This window comes from Parvibaculum sp., assembly GCF_040882025.1.
Lineage (GTDB): Bacteria > Pseudomonadota > Alphaproteobacteria > Parvibaculales > Parvibaculaceae > Parvibaculum.
Genome location: NZ_JBBECC010000202.1, coordinates 15,675 through 30,656 on the forward strand (window position 1 = coordinate 15,675; position 14,982 = coordinate 30,656).

Below are 14,982 nucleotides of genomic sequence, written 5' to 3' on the forward strand. Positions count from 1 at the left end.
TCCTTTCCCCGAGACGGTTTTGACGGAAAAGCTGTGAGAAGGACAAGATTCCCGTGATTACTCCCGTTTTGCCGACCTATGCGCGGGCCGACCTCGAATTCGAGCGTGGCGAAGGCCCCTGGCTCGTCACGACGACAGGCGAGCGCTATCTCGATTTCGGCGCCGGCATCGCCGTCAACGCCTTCGGCCATGCCCATCCCCATCTCGTCGCCGCGCTCAATGAGCAGGCCGGGAAAGTCTGGCACACCTCCAATGTCTATCGCATCCCCGGCCAGGAAAGGCTGGCGCAGCGCCTGGTCGAGGCCACCTTCGCCGACACGGTCTTCTTCACCAATTCCGGCGCCGAGGCGCTCGAATGCGCGATCAAGATGGCGCGCAAATATCATGCGGTGGCGGGCGCGCCGGAGCGTTACGAACTGATCACCATGGAAGGCGCTTTCCACGGCCGGACGCTGGCGACGCTCGCCGCCGGCGGCCAGCAGAAATATCTCGACGGATTCGGCCCCGCGACGCCGGGCTTCCCGCAAGTGCCCTTCGGCGATTTGAAGGCGCTCAAGGAAGCGATCGGCCCGGCAACGGCCGGCGTACTGATCGAACCGATCCAGGGCGAGGGCGGCATCCGCGTCATCCCTTCGGAAGATCTGCGGCGTATCCGCGACATCTGCGACGAGGCCGGCATCCTGCTCGTGCTCGACGAGGTGCAGACCGGCATGGGCCGCACCGGCAAATTGTTCGCGCATGAGCTGGCGGGCGTGACGCCGGACATCATGGCCATTGCGAAGGCGCTCGGCGGCGGTTTTCCGGTCGGCGCCTGTCTGGCGACCGAACCGGCCGCGCGCGGCATGACGGCCGGCACGCATGGCTCGACCTTCGGCGGCAATCCGCTGGCGATGGCGGTCGCCAATGCGGTGCTCGACCTTGCGCTCGACCCGGCCTTCCTGCCGCATGTGCGCGCGCTCGGCCTGAAGCTGAAACAGAAACTCGCCATGCTGGCCGACCAGCATCCGCGCATCGTCGCAAGCGTGCGCGGCGAGGGGTTGATGCTCGGGCTGAAATGCCGGGTGCCCAACACCGATCTGGTGGCCGCGCTGCGTGGAGAACACATGCTGACGGTCGGCGCCGGCGACAATGTGGTGCGCCTGCTGCCGCCGCTCATCATCGGCGAGGCTCATCTCGACGAGGCGGTCGAGAAACTGTCGCGGGCCTGCACCGTGCTCGAAGCCGCGCTTGACGCCGAAACGAAAAAAGCGGGAGCGGCATCATGAGCCTGCGGCATTTCCTCGATCTCCATGAAGTGTCGCCCGCCGCCTTGCGCGCGATCCTCGACGATTCGGCAGCCCGCAAGACCGCACGAACAGGGCTTGGCCATGCCGAGCCCGATTCCGACAAGCCGCTCAAGGGCAAGCTTCTTGCGATGGTTTTCGAGAAGCCATCGACGCGTACCCGCGTTTCCTTCGACGTCGCGATGCGCCAGCTCGGCGGCGAGACGCTGATCCTGAACGGCAACGACATGCAGCTCGGCCGCGGTGAAACCGTTGCCGACACGGCGCGCGTTCTCTCGCGCTATGTCGACGCCATCATGATCCGTACCGCCGATCACGCGACGCTGATGGAACTGGCCACGCACGCCACCGTGCCTGTCGTCAACGGACTGACCAACCTCTCGCATCCCTGTCAGCTGATGGCCGATGTGATGACCTTCGAGGAGCATAAAGGGCCGATCGCGGGCCGCCGCGTTGCCTGGATCGGCGACGGCAACAACATGGCGACCTCGTGGATTCACGCGGCCGGCCAGCTCGATTTCGAATTGCGCATCGCCTGTCCGCCGGAGCTTGCGCCGTCGCCGCAGGCTCTCGAATGGGCGAAGAAGAAGGGTGCGAAGGTCCTCGTCACCGCCGATCCTTTCGTGGCGGTGGCCGGCGTCGATTGCGTCAACACCGACACCTGGGTCTCGATGAGCGACGACGCCGAAACGGCCGCGCGCCGCCACAACCTGCTGGCGCCTTACCGTGTCGACGCACGGCTGATGGCGGTGGCGGGCGAGGGCGCGATCTTCATGCACTGCCTGCCGGCGCATCGCGACGAGGAAATGACGGCCGGCGTGATCGATGGCCCCGCCTCCGTCGTCTTCGACGAAGCCGAAAACCGCCTGCACGCGCAGAAGGGTGTGCTGGCGTGGTGTTTTCAATGAGCGATGCCGCGACAACGGGTATCGACGATCTCGTTCAGCCGTTCCAGATCGAGGATCTTGGCATTCGCGGCCGCGTCGTCCGGTTGGGTCCGCTTGTCGACCGCGTGCTGTCGGCGCATGCCTATGCCGAACCCGTGTCGCGCCTGCTCGGCGAGGCGCTGGCGCTCGCCGCGATGATCGGCTCGGCGCTGAAATTCGAAGGCCGCTTCATTCTGCAAACCAAGGGCGACGGCCCGGTCGGCCTGCTGGTGGCCGATTATGAATCGCCGGGCAGGCTTCGCGGCTATGCGCAGGTCGACGAGGCGCGGCTGGCGGACGCGCTGGCGGCGGGCCGCGCGGCGCCGGCCGATCTGCTGGGCGAGGGTTTCCTGGCGCTGACCATCGACCAGGGCGCCGACATGGAGCGCTATCAGGGCATCGTCGCGCTCGACGCGCGGGGCCTCAGCCACTCCGCGCATGAATATTTCGCAAGCTCGGAACAGGTGGCGACGCGCATCAGGCTTGCCGCCGGCCCCTATTATCATCGCGCCGAGGGTGGACCTGAAAAGAACTGGCGCGCCGGCGCCATCATGATCCAGCACATCGCACGCGACGGCGGCCTGACCGGCTATCGCGAAGGCGAGGCCGAGGGTCCCTGGACGCAGGAAGAGGAAAACTGGAACCGGGCCGCAATCCTCCTCGATACGGTGGAGGATCACGAGCTGCTCGATCCGGAGCTGGCGCCCACGCGCTTGCTGTTCCGCCTCTTCCACGAAGACGGCGTGCGCGCCTACGAACCTTCCGGGGTCGAATTTTCCTGTCACTGCTCGCGTGCGCGCATGGAAACGGTGCTGCGCTCCTTCGGTGGCCACGAAATCGACGAAATGGTGCAGGAAGGTGTCGTCACGGCCACCTGCGAATTCTGCAGCGCGGTCTATGTCTTCACGCCCGAGGAATTGAAGGAATGACAGCCTTGCCTGCGACTGGCCGCCTCTGCCTTGTTTTGGTTCTGTTTCTTGCCGCCTGCGCCACGCCGCCCGCGCCGCCGCCCGGCGATGTTGCGTTTGTTGTGCGTGCGCCACTCAATCTCGATGTCGCGGCGATCGTGCTCGACGAGCAATATGGCTCGCCCGCGCGGCCGCCCCATGTCGAGCATCTGCACCGCCTCTCGCCGGCGGGGGTCGCCAGCGCCTGGTCGCGTTCGCGCCTCGTTGCCGCCGGCGGGGCCGGCGCGGCAATCTTCTCGATCCTCGACGGCAGTGTCGTGTCGGAGGCTTTGGAGAAAAAGGGCGGGCTGACGGGCCTCTTCGGCGATCAGCAGGACACGAAGCTGACGGCGCGCCTGAAAGTGCGCATGGCGGTCGAGCGCCCCGGCCCCGCCGGCGCGCATGGAAGCTGGACCGCCGAGGCGGAAGTCAACGCCACCCGCACCATTCTCGAAAGCGCCAGCCTCAACGACCGCGATGCGGCCTATGCGGCACTGATGCAGGATCTCGCGACGCGCTTCGACGAGGAAATGAGCGCCGAGATCAGACGCTCGATGGGAGCGGTGCTGAAATAGCGCGAACAGCTAGATCGGCCGGCCTGACACATAGTCGGCAAGGCGGCGCATGAAACGCTCGCATTCCGCGATCTGCGACAATTCGACGAATTCGTCCGGCTTGTGGGCCTGCGCGATGTCGCCCGGTCCGCACACCACCGTCGGGATGTCGGCGAGCTGGAAGAGCCCGGCCTCGGTGCCATAGGAAACGGCTTCGGCCGCGTTGCCTTGCGCGAGTTTCAGCACCAGCGTTTCGGCGGGCGAGCCTTCCTCGGGTGCGAGGCCCGGTGCCTGCGCGCGCAGCGTCGTTTCGATTTTCGCTCCGGGATGGACGGCGCGCATGCGCGGCAGCACCTCGTTTTCGGCATGCGCGTTGAAGCGCGTGACGATCTCGTCGGGATCGAGATCGGGCAGCGCCCGGTATTCCCAGAGAAAGCGGCAGGTCTTCGGAATGATGTTGAGCGCCGTGCCGCCGCGGATCGGCCCGACATTGACGGTGGTGTAGGGCGGGCGGAAACGCCCCGAGGCGTCGCCCCGTTCGCGCATCTCCTCGGCGATTTGCGTAAGAAAGCCGATCAGCTCGGCCGCATACATGACCGCGTTGACGCCCTTGTCGGTGGCGCTCGAATGGCTTTCGAGCCCGGTCACGACGGTTGCGTAGGACTGGATCGACTTGTGCGCATTGACGACCTTCATCGACGAGGGTTCGCCGACGATCACGACCTGGGGCTTGGGCATGCCGCGGATGATGCCGTCGATCATCGGCCGGACGCCGAGGCAGCCGACCTCCTCGTCATAGGACAACGCGAAATGGACCGGAATTTGCGGACCGCCCTTGAGGAATTCGGGAACGAAGGCGAGCGCCACCGCGATGAAACTTTTCATGTCGCTGGTGCCGCGCCCGTAGAGCTTGCCGTCGCGCTCGACCACGCGGAACGGATCGCTCGACCAGTCCTGCCCCTCGACCGGCACGACATCGGTGTGGCCCGACAAGACGATGCCGCCTGCCGCATCGGCCGGCCCGAGCGTCGCGAAGAGATTGGCCTTGGTGCCATCCTCATTGGTCACGCGCTGCGCGGCGACGCCGTGGCTGGCGAGATAGCCTTCCACGAACTCGACAAGGGCGAGATTGGAGAGATGGCTCGTCGTGTCGAACGAAATGAGCGTCTCGATCATCTCGCGGGGGCTGAGGCGTTGCGGCGCAGGCATGGGTTTGGCATTCCGGCAGGCATTGGGAGGGTGACACGAAAGAGATATGTCATCCTAACGCGGCCGGAACGGGGAAGCGAGGCCGGCGGCCTCAATGCAGGAGGCGCGGCGCGTAGGGGCTGTCGAGCGAGAATGCGGGGATGTCGACCTCGAAGGTCTCGCCCTCCTCATTCTCCATTTCGTAATTGCCGAACATGATGCCGGACGGCGCGCCGAGCGGTGTGCCGCTCGTATATTCGAATTTCTCGCCGGGCCTCAGCAGCGGCTGCTCGCCGACGACGCCGGGGCCGCGCACTTCATGCACATGGCCGCACGCATCGGTGATCTTCCAGTAGCGCGCGCGGAGCCGCACCGTCTCGCGGCCCTTGTTCTCGATCGTCACATGATAGGCCCAGACATAGTAATCCTGATCGGGCTCCGACTGATCCTCGAGATAGGTCGGTTCAACCAGAATATTGATGGAGCGTGTCATGGCGCTGTACATCGGGCGATCCTTGCGCGAAGGCGTCGGGTTGCCTGTGGGGGAGGGGCTTTCTGCCCCAGACCTTTCCACAGGCTTACCAGACTACCGGGCACCCTATAAATTCCCCTTAACGGCGGCGTTTTTATGTCCGTTTGGCGACTATTTCGGGTGCGCCCTACGGTCGCGCCCCCAATGCCCGCTCGAAATCCTCGACAAGGTCGGCTGTGTCCTCGAGCCCGACCGAGAGGCGCACCAGCCCCTCGCCGATGCCGAGTTCGGCCCGGGCCTCGGGCGTCAGGCGCTGATGCGTGGTCGTTGCCGGGTGGGTGATGAGGCTCTTGGCGTCGCCCAGATTGTTGGAAATCTTGACCACTTGCAGCGCATTGGCGAAACGGAACGCGCCTTCCTTGCCGCCCTCGACCTCGAAGGCGACGATGTTGCCGCCGGCCTCCATCTGGCTCATGGCGAGATTGTGCTGCGGGTGGCTCGGAAGCCCCGGATAGAAGACCCGGCCGATCCCCTTCCGGCTTTCGAGGAAGCGCGCTACCGTGTCCGCGCTCCTTGCATGCTCGCGCACACGCAGATCGAGCGTCTCGAGACTTTTCAGCATCACCCACGCGTTGAACGGGCTGAGGCTTGGCCCCGTCTGGCGCAGGAAATTGGCGAGATGGTCGGCGATGAACGCCTCGTCCGCGAGCACGATGCCGCCGAGGCAGCGTCCCTGCCCGTCGATGTGTTTGGTCGCCGAATAGACGACGACATCGGCGCCGAGTTCGAGCGGCCGTTGCAGCGTCGGCGTCGCAAAGACATTGTCGACGACGAGTTTGGCGCCGGCATCATGCGCGATTTCGGCCACCGCCTTGATGTCGATGATTTCGAGCGTCGGGTTCGACGGCGTCTCGAGAAAGAGCATCCGCGTGTTGGGCCGCACGCCCGCCTTCCACGCCTCGATGTCGCGCCCGTCGACAAGCGTCGAGGTCACGCCGAAGCGCGGCAGCAATTCGTCGACGATATAGCGGCACGAGCCGAAGAGGGCCCGCGACGAGAGCACGTGATCGCCCGCCTTGAGATAGCAGAGCATGGCGGCGGTGACGGCGGCCATGCCGGTCGCGGTCGCCCGCGCATCGCCCGCGCCTTCGAGCGCGGCCATCCGCTCCTCGAACATCCGCACCGTCGGATTCGAAAAGCGGCTGTAGATGAAGCCCGGTTCCTCGTTCTTGAAGCGCCGCTCGGCTGCCTCCATCGTCTCGTAGACATAGCCCGAGGTCAGGAACATCGCCTCGCTGGTCTCGCCAAAGGGTGTACGGGCGGTGCCGCCATGCACGGCTTCGGTACGGGCCTTCAGTTTGCGGCCGTCGCGTGTCGTCTTGCTCATCCGGGTTGCCCCCAATAAAAAACCCCGACCTGTAAAGATCGGGGCGCGCGGCCCGACCTCTTTAGCGGATTGTTTAACGTGGCCGCAAGCCGGTCGGCTCAAATCACCACGGGATCGGGGCGCATTAAAGGGGTATTGGAAATGCGCGTCAAGAGATGGTCGTCACTTCAATGCGTTCGGGTGAAGATATTTAGGGGGCCCTGAATATGTGCTGAGTATTTGTGAACATCCCGAGTGAGCTTTGCGATGTTCGAAATGGGCAGGCGTTCCATTGTTGTATTTTCGATGCGGATAGACCTGCCCGTGACATTCGACACAACGCATCTCCCCGTCTCTATGGGCAAGCGCTTCTTCGATGCCTATGAGGTGCCATTGGCCGCCGCGTCTGATTTCACATTCTATTATCATGAGAAATTTATGGCACGAAGCGACGGTCGCTCAAAGGCGCACCCCAACTCTGAGGAGGCATGGTTTTATCTCTCATGCGAAAACAGGTACCGGAAAGCAACTCTACCAAATCACTATTCGCGGTGTGAGGTACAAATCAAGAACATAGACGCGACAGCGCGGTGGCATTGGGTAAGGAAGCTCGACACTTCCCGGCCACGATGCGTGGACCTATAAGGAGCATACGAAATTCATCGCCCGGACGAGCAAGGCAACATGACCAAGGCGGCCGACGACCTCTTTCCCCATCGCGACGACGAGCCGCGCCGCCTCGGCGCCGGCCAGATGCATGCGACCGGCATCCTGCCGGCGCACGGCATCGAGGCCCTGATCCGCGAAAAGGAAATCTGGGGCGCGGTCGAAATCGAACCCTCGCAGATTCAGCCGGCAAGCCTCGACCTGCGGCTGGGCGCGGTCGCCTATCGCCTGCGCGCGAGTTTTCTGCCCGGTCCCGATCGCGGCGTGATGGAGCGGGTCGAGGAGCTGATGCTCCACAAGATCGATCTGCGCGACGGGGCGGTGCTCGAAACGGGCTGCGTCTATCTGGTGCCGCTGGTCGAAGCGCTGGCGCTGTCGGAGCGGACGTCTGCTTCCGCCAACCCGAAAAGTTCGACCGGCCGCCTCGACGTCTTCACCCGTCTGATCGCCGATTTCGCGACCGAGTTCGACCGCGTGGCCGCCGGCTACAAGGGTCACCTTTATCTCGAAATCAGCCCCCGCACTTTTCCCATTCTGGTGCGCCCCGGCTCGCGGCTGGCGCAGATCCGTTTTCGCCGCGGCACGCATACATGCACCGACGCCGAAATGAAGCGGCTGCATGAGGATCTCAAGCTGGTCGATAGCGAGGCCGATATCGACGGCGGCATTGCGCTCACCGTCGATCTTGCGCCGCCGCGCGAGGGCGACATTATCGGCTATCGCGCCCGGCGCCATTCCGGCGTCGTCGACATCGACAGCGTCGATGCCTATGACGTGCTCGATTTCTGGGATCCACTGACGGCGCGTCCGGGCCGCAACCATCTTATTCTCGATCCGGACGAATTCTACATTCTCGCCTCGCGCGAGGCGTTGCACATCCCGGCGACCCATGCCGCCGAAATGGTGCCTTTCGATCCGCTGGTCGGCGAGTTCCGCGTACATTATGCGGGCTTTTTCGATCCGGGCTTCGGCGCGCGCGAGGCCGGCGGGTCGGGTAGCCGTATCGTGCTCGAAGTGCGCTCGCACGAGGTGCCCTTCATTCTCGAACACGGTCAGATCGTCGGCCGTTTCGTGCTCGAACGCCTGACCGACCGGCCGACGCGGCTCTACGGCGCCGGCACCGGTTCCCACTATCAGCGCCAGGGCCTCAAGCTTTCGAAGCACTTCAGAACGAAGTGATCAGAGCGGCAGCACCATCCTGAGTTCCATGGCGATCCCGTGCTCGCGGCAGGGTATGGGCGTGATGGTTTCGGCCATGGGCTGGAACCCCATCGACCGGTAAAGTCCGACCGCCGGATTGTCCGACATCACATCGAGATGCACCGTGCGGAAGCCCTGGCGCCGCGCATGGGCGATGGCATTTTCGAGCAGTGCCTTGCCGGCGCCGCGTCCGCGCGCGGCGGGGGGCACCGACACGACGATGACGTAGTGGCAATCCTCCGGCACGTGCGGGTTCATGTAGCTCGCGATATCGGCGCGCTCGGCGAGCGCCGCGAGATGTGCCGCGCTCACTTTGCCCTGCTTCACGAGGCCGTCGAGAAGCGGCCACAACGCATCTTTCAGCCGGTAATGCGCCGGACCGTCATGGCCGATCAGAACGCCGCGAAAGACTCCGTCTTCAAGCGCGATCGCCGACTGCGTGTGGGAAAAGAAATTGTCGGGCGCGAGCCAGGCTGTCTCGATGAAAGGCGCGTAAACCTCTGCCTTCGGCCCGAAAATGTAATCGTAGGAGGCCGGACCGGTTGCGGCCACAAGGTCCGGAATATGCACGGCATGTTGTGCCGCAAGCGCCTTGTCGGCCGCAAGAATGTCGATGCCCATGATTGCCTCCGCTCATCCGTCACGGTTGGTCGCATGACCAATAAGCGGAGTCTTAGCGGCGGGGCGGAGGTGGTGCAACTTGTTTTTGGTCTGATGACCTAAAATATGCCGTCGTTCAGGCAAACACTTCCTCGAAAAAGCTCCGCATCGCCGCCCAGGAGCGCCGGTCGGCCTTGGCATCATAGGCAATGCCGCGCTCGGGCGCATAAGCGCCTTCGAACGTGAAGGCATGCAGCGCATGGCCATAGGCATGGAGCTGCCAGTCGGCGCCCGCTTCGGTCATTTCCTTCGCAACGCCCGTCACATGATCGGGCGGTGCCATCGGATCGTCCCAGCCGTGCAGGATCAGCACCTTTGCCGTGATCTTCGGCTGATCGCCGAGATTGGGCGGATAGAAAATCCCGTGAAAGCTGACGACACCCTTGAGGATCGGCGGCGCGGCGCGCGCCAGATCGAGAGCGCACAGCCCGCCGAAGCAATAACCCATCGCGCCGATATTTGCGGTGTCGACGGCCGGATGTTTCGCCGCCGCGTCGAGCGCCGCCATGAGCCGCTTGCGCAACAGCGCGCGGTCGGCGAGGAACGGCGCCATCAGCGCCGTGTTGTCGCCTTGCTCGTCGCCGCGCACGCCCTTGCCGTAGACGTCGATGGCGAAGGCGGTGTAGCCGAGCCGCGCCACTTCCTCTGCGCGCTGGCGCATGCCGCCATTGAGACCGCTCCAGTCATGTGCCAGCAGCACGCAAGGGTGCTTGCCCGCACCTTCCGGATGCGCGACATAGCCCTCGAAAACCGTCTCGCCGTCGCTGTACTCGACAAACGCGGTCGAGATCTTCGCCGGAGCGGACATGAAAGCCTCCCAGTATCGATTGATTGATTCGCTGAAGAGAGGATAGGGGCCGCCCAGCGCGCCCGCCAAACCTTTCCTTCGCCGCCCTATCGTCAACCGTCGAAGGACCGGTTAGATTCACCCGATGTATCTCGCCTTCCGTCTGGCCGCCGCTTTTTCTGTCAGCGCCGGGGCCTGAAGCTTTCAAAACATTTTCAAGGCGCCCTGAGCGCCGAAGCGAGTTTCGATGAGTCTTGCCAGGTGCCACAATTTCAAGGATTTCCGCGCGCTCGCCCGCCGCCGCCTGCCGTCTCCCATCTTTCACTACATCGACGGCGCGGCGGACGATGAACTGACCTACCGGCGCAACACCGAGGCTTACGAAACATGCGACCTCGTGCCGAATGTGCTCGCCGGGGTGGAGACGGTGGACATGTCGACCACCATCTTTGGCAAGAAGCTCGCCATGCCGGTCTATTGCGCACCGACCGCGCTGCAGCGGCTATTCCACCCGGACGGCGAGCGGGCGGTGGCGCACGCGGCTGAGAAATACGGCACCATGTTCGGCGTCTCCTCGCTCGGCACGGTGAGCGTGGAAGAAATCGGCGCGATGATCGACACGCCGAAAATGTTCCAGTTCTATTTCCACAAGGATCGCGGCCTGAATGACAGCATGATCGAGCGCGCCAGGGCCGCGAAATTCGACGTGATGGCCCTCACCGTCGACACCATCACCGGCGGCAATCGCGAGCGCGATCTCCTGACTGGCTTTACATCGCCGCCGCGGCTCACATTCAAGAGCCTGTTCAGCTTTGCTGCGCGGCCGCGCTGGGCGGTCAGCTATCTGACCCACCCGAAAATGGAACTGCCGCATCTGCAAGACCATGTGCAGGAAGGCACCAATCTTGCGACCTCGATCGGCAGCTATTTCTCCACCATGCTGGACCAGTCGATGAGCTGGAAGGATGCCGAAGCGATCCGCGCCAAATGGGGCGGGCACTTCGCGCTCAAGGGCGTGATGAGTGTTGCCGACGCGAGGCGCGCGGTGGATATCGGCTGCACCGGCATCATGGTGTCGAACCATGGCGGGCGTCAGCTCGACGGCTCGCGCAGCCCGTTCGATCAGCTGGCCGAGATTGTCGATGCGGTGGGCGACAAGATCGACGTGATCTGCGAGGGCGGTATTCAGCGCGGCACCCATGTGCTCAAGGCTCTGTCGCTCGGCGCCAAGGCGTGTTCGGGCGGCCGCCTCTATCTCTATGCACTGGCGGCGGCCGGCCAGCCCGGTGTCGAGCGCGCGCTCGGCCTGATGCGGGAGGAGATCGAACGCGACATGAAGCTAATGGGCTGTCGTACCGTCGCCGATCTCAACCGCGGCAATCTGCATTTTCGCTAGCCGGACGAACAGGAAGCGCCGCCGAGAACGCAGAATTTGGCGCAGTGCCGGTGATTGAGCTTCACCGGCTTCAGGCTCTCCTGAAGCGTCTCGCCCATCTCGAATTGCGGATCGTCGGGCAGCAAGGTGCAGGCGACGAAGACGGGGCGCGCCGCGCCCTTGCGCTTCACCACCATGCGGCTTGTCGCGCACATCATATCGGCCGGGTTCACATGCAAGATGTCCCAGCAGGCGGTCGTGATCTCAGGCACATCGGCCTTCTCGTCCATTTCGGGAAAAATGACCAGCGCCGACCGGTCATCCGTATCGAGACGAATATCCTCGCGCACGAAGAGCGCCGCATAGCCGCGCCGCGCTTCCTCTTCCGTCTCGCCCGGTACACTGCGGCCGGCGACGGCAATCGAAAAGCCTTCTCGGGCGAGCCAGCGCAAACCTTCCATGGATTTGCGGAAACTTCCCGGCCCCCGCTCGGCGTCGTGCAACGCCTCGCTGTGATGGTCGAGACTGATCCGCAGTGTCATCCGCTCGCCATAGCGCGCCTTGATGTCGAGCAGGCCATGCTTTATCCCCGGCCGCTGCATCGGCTGCATGGCATTGGTGAGGACCAGCACGGAATGGCCCCGCCCCAGCGCGTCGCGCATCATGGTCAGCATGTCGGGATTCATGAACGGTTCGCCGCCCGTGAAACCGATCTCGACAGCATCATGCTCAACCATGTCGAAAACATGCTTCGCATCGGATGCTGTGAGATAGGCGAGGCGGTCGTCGGTCGGGCTCGAATGCATATAGCAATTGGCGCATTCGATGTTGCAGAGCGTGCCGGTGTTGAGCCAGAGCGTTTTGAGGCCATGAAAGGCGACATGCGCGCGGGCTTCGCCCCTGGCGGTCAGCCCGGGGTCGGAAAATTTTTCGCGGGGGCGGTCGGCGGCGAGTGCTGTCATGGCGAAAACCTAGCATTCCCGGCGCGCACGCCTATTCACAAATCCGAGAGGCCGGGTAGGCTGCGGCAAAATGAACAGGGGGCGATTTCATGCAGCATGAACTGACGGCGGGCGATCTTCTGGACGGGCAGGGGCAGCTTCAGGAGACAGGTTGGGCGCGTAGGGAAATGCGTCGCTATCGCCGCGAGGCGATCCGCGCGCCTTGGTACCGGATCAAGGAGTGGGACTATTACTGCGTTCTTGACGAGGTGTGCGGCCTCGCGCTCACCGTGGCCGACAACGCCTATATGGGTTTTCTCTCCGCCTCATGGCTCGATTTCAGCAAGCCGGACACGGTCACCGAAAGTGTGACGATCCCTTTTCCACGCGGGCGCATGGGGCTTCCGGGAAGTGCCGACGCGGGCGACATCGTGCAAAACCATCCCAGGATTTCGCTCGCTTTCCGTCACGAGCCGGGCGGAAGACGTCTTTCCGTCGCTTGCCCGGGTTTTGCCGGTGGGTGCGGTCTCAAGGGAGAAATCTTCCTCGCCCAGCCGCCGATGGACCGCATGGTCATTGCGACACCCTTTCCGGGTGCGCCGCGCGCCTTCTACTACAACCAGAAGATCAACTGCATGCCGGCGGAAGGCCGGGTCGAGATGGACGGCCGCGAACATGTCTTTGCGCCCGCCAGCGCTTTCGGCCTGCTCGATTGGGGCCGTGGCGTTTGGACCTATGACAACACGTGGTATTGGGGTTCGGCCTCCGGTCTGGTCGGCGGACAATCCTTCGGCTTCAACATTGGCTACGGCTTTGGCGACACGTCGGCGGCGACCGAAAACATGGTTTTCATGGATGGTGTCGCCCACAAGCTCGACGATGTGACCTTCCATATCCCATCTGGCACCTATGACGGCGCGCCCTGGCGCTTTTCCAGCAGCGACGGCCGCTTCGAGATGGACTTCCAGCCGATTGTCGACCGCTGCGCCGCTGTTGACCTGAAAATCCTCCGTTCGATTCAGCACCAGGTTTTCGGCCGCTTTTCGGGTTTCGCCGTCCTTGACGATGGCCGCCGGATCGAAGTGAAGGATTTCCTCGGTTTCGCGGAGGAAGTGGAGAACCGCTGGTAGTCTCTTGCGCGAAACCCGCTGAAACCGTACTTAATGGCCGGTCGCGGGTGTAGCTCAATGGTAGAGCAGAAGCTTCCCAAGCTTACGACGAGGGTTCGATTCCCTTCACCCGCTCCAGTCCGGCCATCCCCAAGACCTCATCCTCCACCTGCCCAAATCCGCCTACCGACAGGCGGCGATTACACAATTCGACTTAATTCCCAATGATTTGGCGGTGCCTGTTGCGACAATCGTGTCGGAGCCGAACGGACCGTATCGAGTTGGTCCTGGAGTGCGCGGAACCATCCCCGGCGGCAAGGGAGACGAGCCGAGAGCACCTGCAAATCCGACGATCTTGAGGGCGCCCCACCCTGCACTCAAGGTCGGTCCGAATCTGCGGCTCGGCCTGCCTTCCCATCGCCGATTTGTCCGGCGCCCTCCACGGTGCCGTGGGTGCGAAGGCATTGTCGCAGTGCGGCCTCGATAGTCTGTTCGCGCTCCGCATGAATGGCAAGCGAGCAAGCGGATGTCGCAGGAGCCTCTACACACGATGCACAGCTATCGCCCGGGACGCGGAACGGAAGCCGGTGAAAATCGCCAGCATTCGGTCGCGGCAATGATCGAGTCGGACGAGTTTTGCCGGGAGCTTCTCGAAAAGGCGCGCTGGCCGGATGGGCCTGTGTGCATGAATTGCGGCGCGCATGGTGCGGCAAGCCGCTTGACCACGCGCCCGGGTCTGTGGACGTGCAAGGCTTGCCGCCGGTGCCAGTACAGCGTTACCTCCGGCACCCAGTTGCATCGCTCCCGTCTGCCCGTGTCCACCTGGGTCAAACTTTTCCACGCGGTCGAGATCAGGAACCAGAGACTCACCGCCTCGCAGGTAAGCCGTCGTTTCAGTGTTGCGTACCTGACCGCCAAGAGTATGCTTGCGCGCATCGAGGCGCTGAAACGCGACATGCCGGGAATGACGACACGGCTCGACGAGCAGCTCCGCGCACTCGCGGATGGCACGTTCCGGCAGCGCTGATGCGCATCTCGTGTTTCGTGCGGTGTGCCCGGTGAGAATGTCTGCAGGATGTGCTCAAGCCGCGTCGGTCTGCCCCAGAGCGGAATGCAGGAAGCTGGTGATTTTCGCCAGATGGACGGGCTTTCGGAACACCTCCACGGCGCCGCAATCGGCGAGGCTCGCATAGCGATAGCTATCGCTCTCGCCCGTCATCAGCATGATAATCACTTTGTGGTTGAGGTTCCGTGCGGCCTCGGCGACGCGAACGCCATCCCAGCCCGGCATGTTGACGTCGAGCATGAGAATGCGCGGGCGTTCGCCGGCAATACGCTCGACGGCCTCATGGCCGTCGCGGGCCGTGATGACATCGAACCCGTGCGCCCGCAGAAACTCGGTCATTTCCTGCAGTTGCTCCGGATCGTCGTCGGCGACAAGTACACAAGCGCGCATCCAGGGACTCCCAGCGAAAATCGTCGGCGGAAAACGTCGCCGGACGCCCCAT

Annotated in this window: 15 protein-coding genes, 1 tRNA gene and 1 riboswitch; of the genes, 9 read left to right on the plus strand and 7 right to left on the minus strand. The window is 63.7% G+C overall.

Going from position 1 to position 14,982, the window contains the following annotated elements:
- The first annotated feature begins 53 nt into the window (after positions 1–53).
- The 4 genes from WEB61_RS15350 to WEB61_RS15365 are packed head-to-tail and all read left to right on the plus strand — an operon-like array spanning position 54 to position 3,731.
- A complete protein-coding gene (locus WEB61_RS15350) occupies positions 54–1,265 on the plus strand; it encodes an aspartate aminotransferase family protein (RefSeq protein WP_368065213.1) in 1,212 nt (403 codons plus the stop codon).
- The gene (gene argF / locus WEB61_RS15355) at positions 1,262–2,191 is read left to right on the plus strand and encodes an ornithine carbamoyltransferase (protein WP_368065214.1); all 930 of its coding nucleotides are present in this window, start codon (positions 1,262–1,264) and stop codon (positions 2,189–2,191) included. Before WEB61_RS15350 ends, argF begins: the two co-directional genes overlap by 4 nt.
- Positions 2,188–3,138: an Hsp33 family molecular chaperone gene (locus WEB61_RS15360; protein ID WP_368065215.1), complete on the plus strand. Its 951-nt coding sequence runs from the start codon at positions 2,188–2,190 to the stop codon at positions 3,136–3,138. Before argF ends, WEB61_RS15360 begins: the two co-directional genes overlap by 4 nt.
- Positions 3,135–3,731 (plus strand): hypothetical protein, encoded by a 597-nt coding sequence (locus WEB61_RS15365; protein ID WP_368065216.1) that lies wholly within the window; start codon positions 3,135–3,137, stop codon positions 3,729–3,731. The genes WEB61_RS15360 and WEB61_RS15365 overlap by 4 nt, the downstream gene beginning before the upstream one ends.
- A gap of 9 nt (positions 3,732–3,740) precedes the next feature.
- On the opposite strand, the gene argE is transcribed toward WEB61_RS15365, so the two are convergent.
- From argE to metZ, 3 genes are all read right to left on the minus strand, one after another.
- Positions 3,741–4,919 (minus strand): acetylornithine deacetylase, encoded by a 1,179-nt coding sequence (gene argE / locus WEB61_RS15370; protein WP_368065217.1) that lies wholly within the window; start codon positions 4,917–4,919, stop codon positions 3,741–3,743.
- Between the two features lie 91 nt (positions 4,920–5,010).
- Positions 5,011–5,403, minus strand: a complete 393-nt coding sequence (gene apaG, locus WEB61_RS15375; protein ID WP_368065218.1) for a Co2+/Mg2+ efflux protein ApaG — start codon at positions 5,401–5,403, stop codon at positions 5,011–5,013.
- 154 nt (positions 5,404–5,557) lie between these two features.
- Entirely contained in the window at positions 5,558–6,757 is a 1,200-nt protein-coding gene (metZ, locus tag WEB61_RS15380; RefSeq protein ID WP_368065219.1) for an O-succinylhomoserine sulfhydrylase, read from the minus strand.
- A 40-nt stretch (positions 6,758–6,797) separates the two neighbouring features.
- Positions 6,798–6,877: riboswitch (SAM riboswitch) on the minus strand.
- A gap of 543 nt (positions 6,878–7,420) precedes the next feature.
- Between metZ and WEB61_RS15385 the strand changes: the two genes are divergently transcribed.
- Complete coding sequence (locus tag WEB61_RS15385; RefSeq protein ID WP_368065220.1) at positions 7,421–8,581, plus strand: 2'-deoxycytidine 5'-triphosphate deaminase; 1,161 nt, start codon at positions 7,421–7,423, stop codon at positions 8,579–8,581.
- Here the strand turns inward: WEB61_RS15385 and WEB61_RS15390 are convergent, their stop codons facing one another.
- Both WEB61_RS15390 and WEB61_RS15395 read right to left on the minus strand, forming a co-directional pair.
- Positions 8,582–9,223: a GNAT family N-acetyltransferase gene (locus WEB61_RS15390; RefSeq protein ID WP_368065221.1), complete on the minus strand. Its 642-nt coding sequence runs from the start codon at positions 9,221–9,223 to the stop codon at positions 8,582–8,584.
- Positions 9,224–9,338: 115 nt separating this feature from the next.
- The gene (locus WEB61_RS15395; protein WP_368065222.1) at positions 9,339–10,070 is read right to left on the minus strand and encodes a dienelactone hydrolase family protein; all 732 of its coding nucleotides are present in this window, start codon (positions 10,068–10,070) and stop codon (positions 9,339–9,341) included.
- 226 nt (positions 10,071–10,296) lie between these two features.
- On the opposite strand from WEB61_RS15395, the gene WEB61_RS15400 reads away from it, so the two are divergent.
- Positions 10,297–11,445 carry an alpha-hydroxy acid oxidase gene (locus tag WEB61_RS15400; RefSeq protein ID WP_368065223.1) on the plus strand — a complete coding sequence of 383 codons (1,149 nt, stop codon included), beginning with the start codon at positions 10,297–10,299 and terminating at the stop codon, positions 11,443–11,445.
- On the opposite strand, the gene WEB61_RS15405 is transcribed toward WEB61_RS15400, so the two are convergent.
- Positions 11,442–12,386, minus strand: a complete 945-nt coding sequence (locus WEB61_RS15405) for a radical SAM protein (RefSeq protein ID WP_368065224.1) — start codon at positions 12,384–12,386, stop codon at positions 11,442–11,444. The two genes, WEB61_RS15400 and WEB61_RS15405, sit on opposite strands and share 4 nt — an antisense overlap.
- 89 nt (positions 12,387–12,475) lie before the next feature.
- Here WEB61_RS15405 and WEB61_RS15410 point away from each other — a divergent pair, with 89 nt between their 5' ends.
- The 3 genes from WEB61_RS15410 (at position 12,476) to WEB61_RS15420 (ending at position 14,501) form a co-directional block, all read left to right on the plus strand.
- The gene (locus WEB61_RS15410; RefSeq protein WP_368065225.1) at positions 12,476–13,495 is read left to right on the plus strand and encodes a DUF2804 domain-containing protein; all 1,020 of its coding nucleotides are present in this window, start codon (positions 12,476–12,478) and stop codon (positions 13,493–13,495) included.
- A gap of 43 nt (positions 13,496–13,538) precedes the next feature.
- Positions 13,539–13,612 (plus strand) — tRNA-Gly (locus WEB61_RS15415).
- Between the two features lie 412 nt (positions 13,613–14,024).
- Positions 14,025–14,501, plus strand: coding sequence for a transposase (locus WEB61_RS15420; RefSeq protein WP_368065226.1), 477 nt, complete (start codon positions 14,025–14,027; stop codon positions 14,499–14,501).
- Between the two features lie 54 nt (positions 14,502–14,555).
- Here WEB61_RS15420 and WEB61_RS15425 read toward each other — a convergent pair whose 3' ends face one another.
- The gene (locus WEB61_RS15425) at positions 14,556–14,930 is read right to left on the minus strand and encodes a response regulator (protein WP_368065227.1); all 375 of its coding nucleotides are present in this window, start codon (positions 14,928–14,930) and stop codon (positions 14,556–14,558) included.
- Positions 14,931–14,982: the final 52 nt, after the last annotated feature.

Bases quoted from the DNA above. Each gene is read 5' to 3' on its own strand.
- WEB61_RS15360 (WP_368065215.1), top strand. From the start codon at position 2,188: ATGAGCGATGCCGCGACAACGGGTATCGACGATCTCGTTCAGCCGTTC.
- WEB61_RS15395 (WP_368065222.1), bottom strand. From the start codon at position 10,070: ATGTCCGCTCCGGCGAAGATCTCGACCGCGTTTGTCGAGTACAGCGAC.
- WEB61_RS15365 (WP_368065216.1), top strand. From the start codon at position 3,135: ATGACAGCCTTGCCTGCGACTGGCCGCCTCTGCCTTGTTTTGGTTCTG.
- WEB61_RS15405 (WP_368065224.1), bottom strand. From the start codon at position 12,386: ATGACAGCACTCGCCGCCGACCGCCCCCGCGAAAAATTTTCCGACCCC.
- argF (WP_368065214.1), top strand. From the start codon at position 1,262: ATGAGCCTGCGGCATTTCCTCGATCTCCATGAAGTGTCGCCCGCCGCC.
- WEB61_RS15400 (WP_368065223.1), top strand. From the start codon at position 10,297: ATGAGTCTTGCCAGGTGCCACAATTTCAAGGATTTCCGCGCGCTCGCC.
- WEB61_RS15425 (WP_368065227.1), bottom strand. From the start codon at position 14,930: ATGCGCGCTTGTGTACTTGTCGCCGACGACGATCCGGAGCAACTGCAG.
- WEB61_RS15410 (WP_368065225.1), top strand. From the start codon at position 12,476: ATGCAGCATGAACTGACGGCGGGCGATCTTCTGGACGGGCAGGGGCAG.
- WEB61_RS15390 (WP_368065221.1), bottom strand. From the start codon at position 9,223: ATGGGCATCGACATTCTTGCGGCCGACAAGGCGCTTGCGGCACAACAT.
- WEB61_RS15420 (WP_368065226.1), top strand. From the start codon at position 14,025: ATGCACAGCTATCGCCCGGGACGCGGAACGGAAGCCGGTGAAAATCGC.
- WEB61_RS15385 (WP_368065220.1), top strand. From the start codon at position 7,421: ATGACCAAGGCGGCCGACGACCTCTTTCCCCATCGCGACGACGAGCCG.
- apaG (WP_368065218.1), bottom strand. From the start codon at position 5,403: ATGTACAGCGCCATGACACGCTCCATCAATATTCTGGTTGAACCGACC.
- metZ (WP_368065219.1), bottom strand. From the start codon at position 6,757: ATGAGCAAGACGACACGCGACGGCCGCAAACTGAAGGCCCGTACCGAA.
- argE (WP_368065217.1), bottom strand. From the start codon at position 4,919: ATGCCTGCGCCGCAACGCCTCAGCCCCCGCGAGATGATCGAGACGCTC.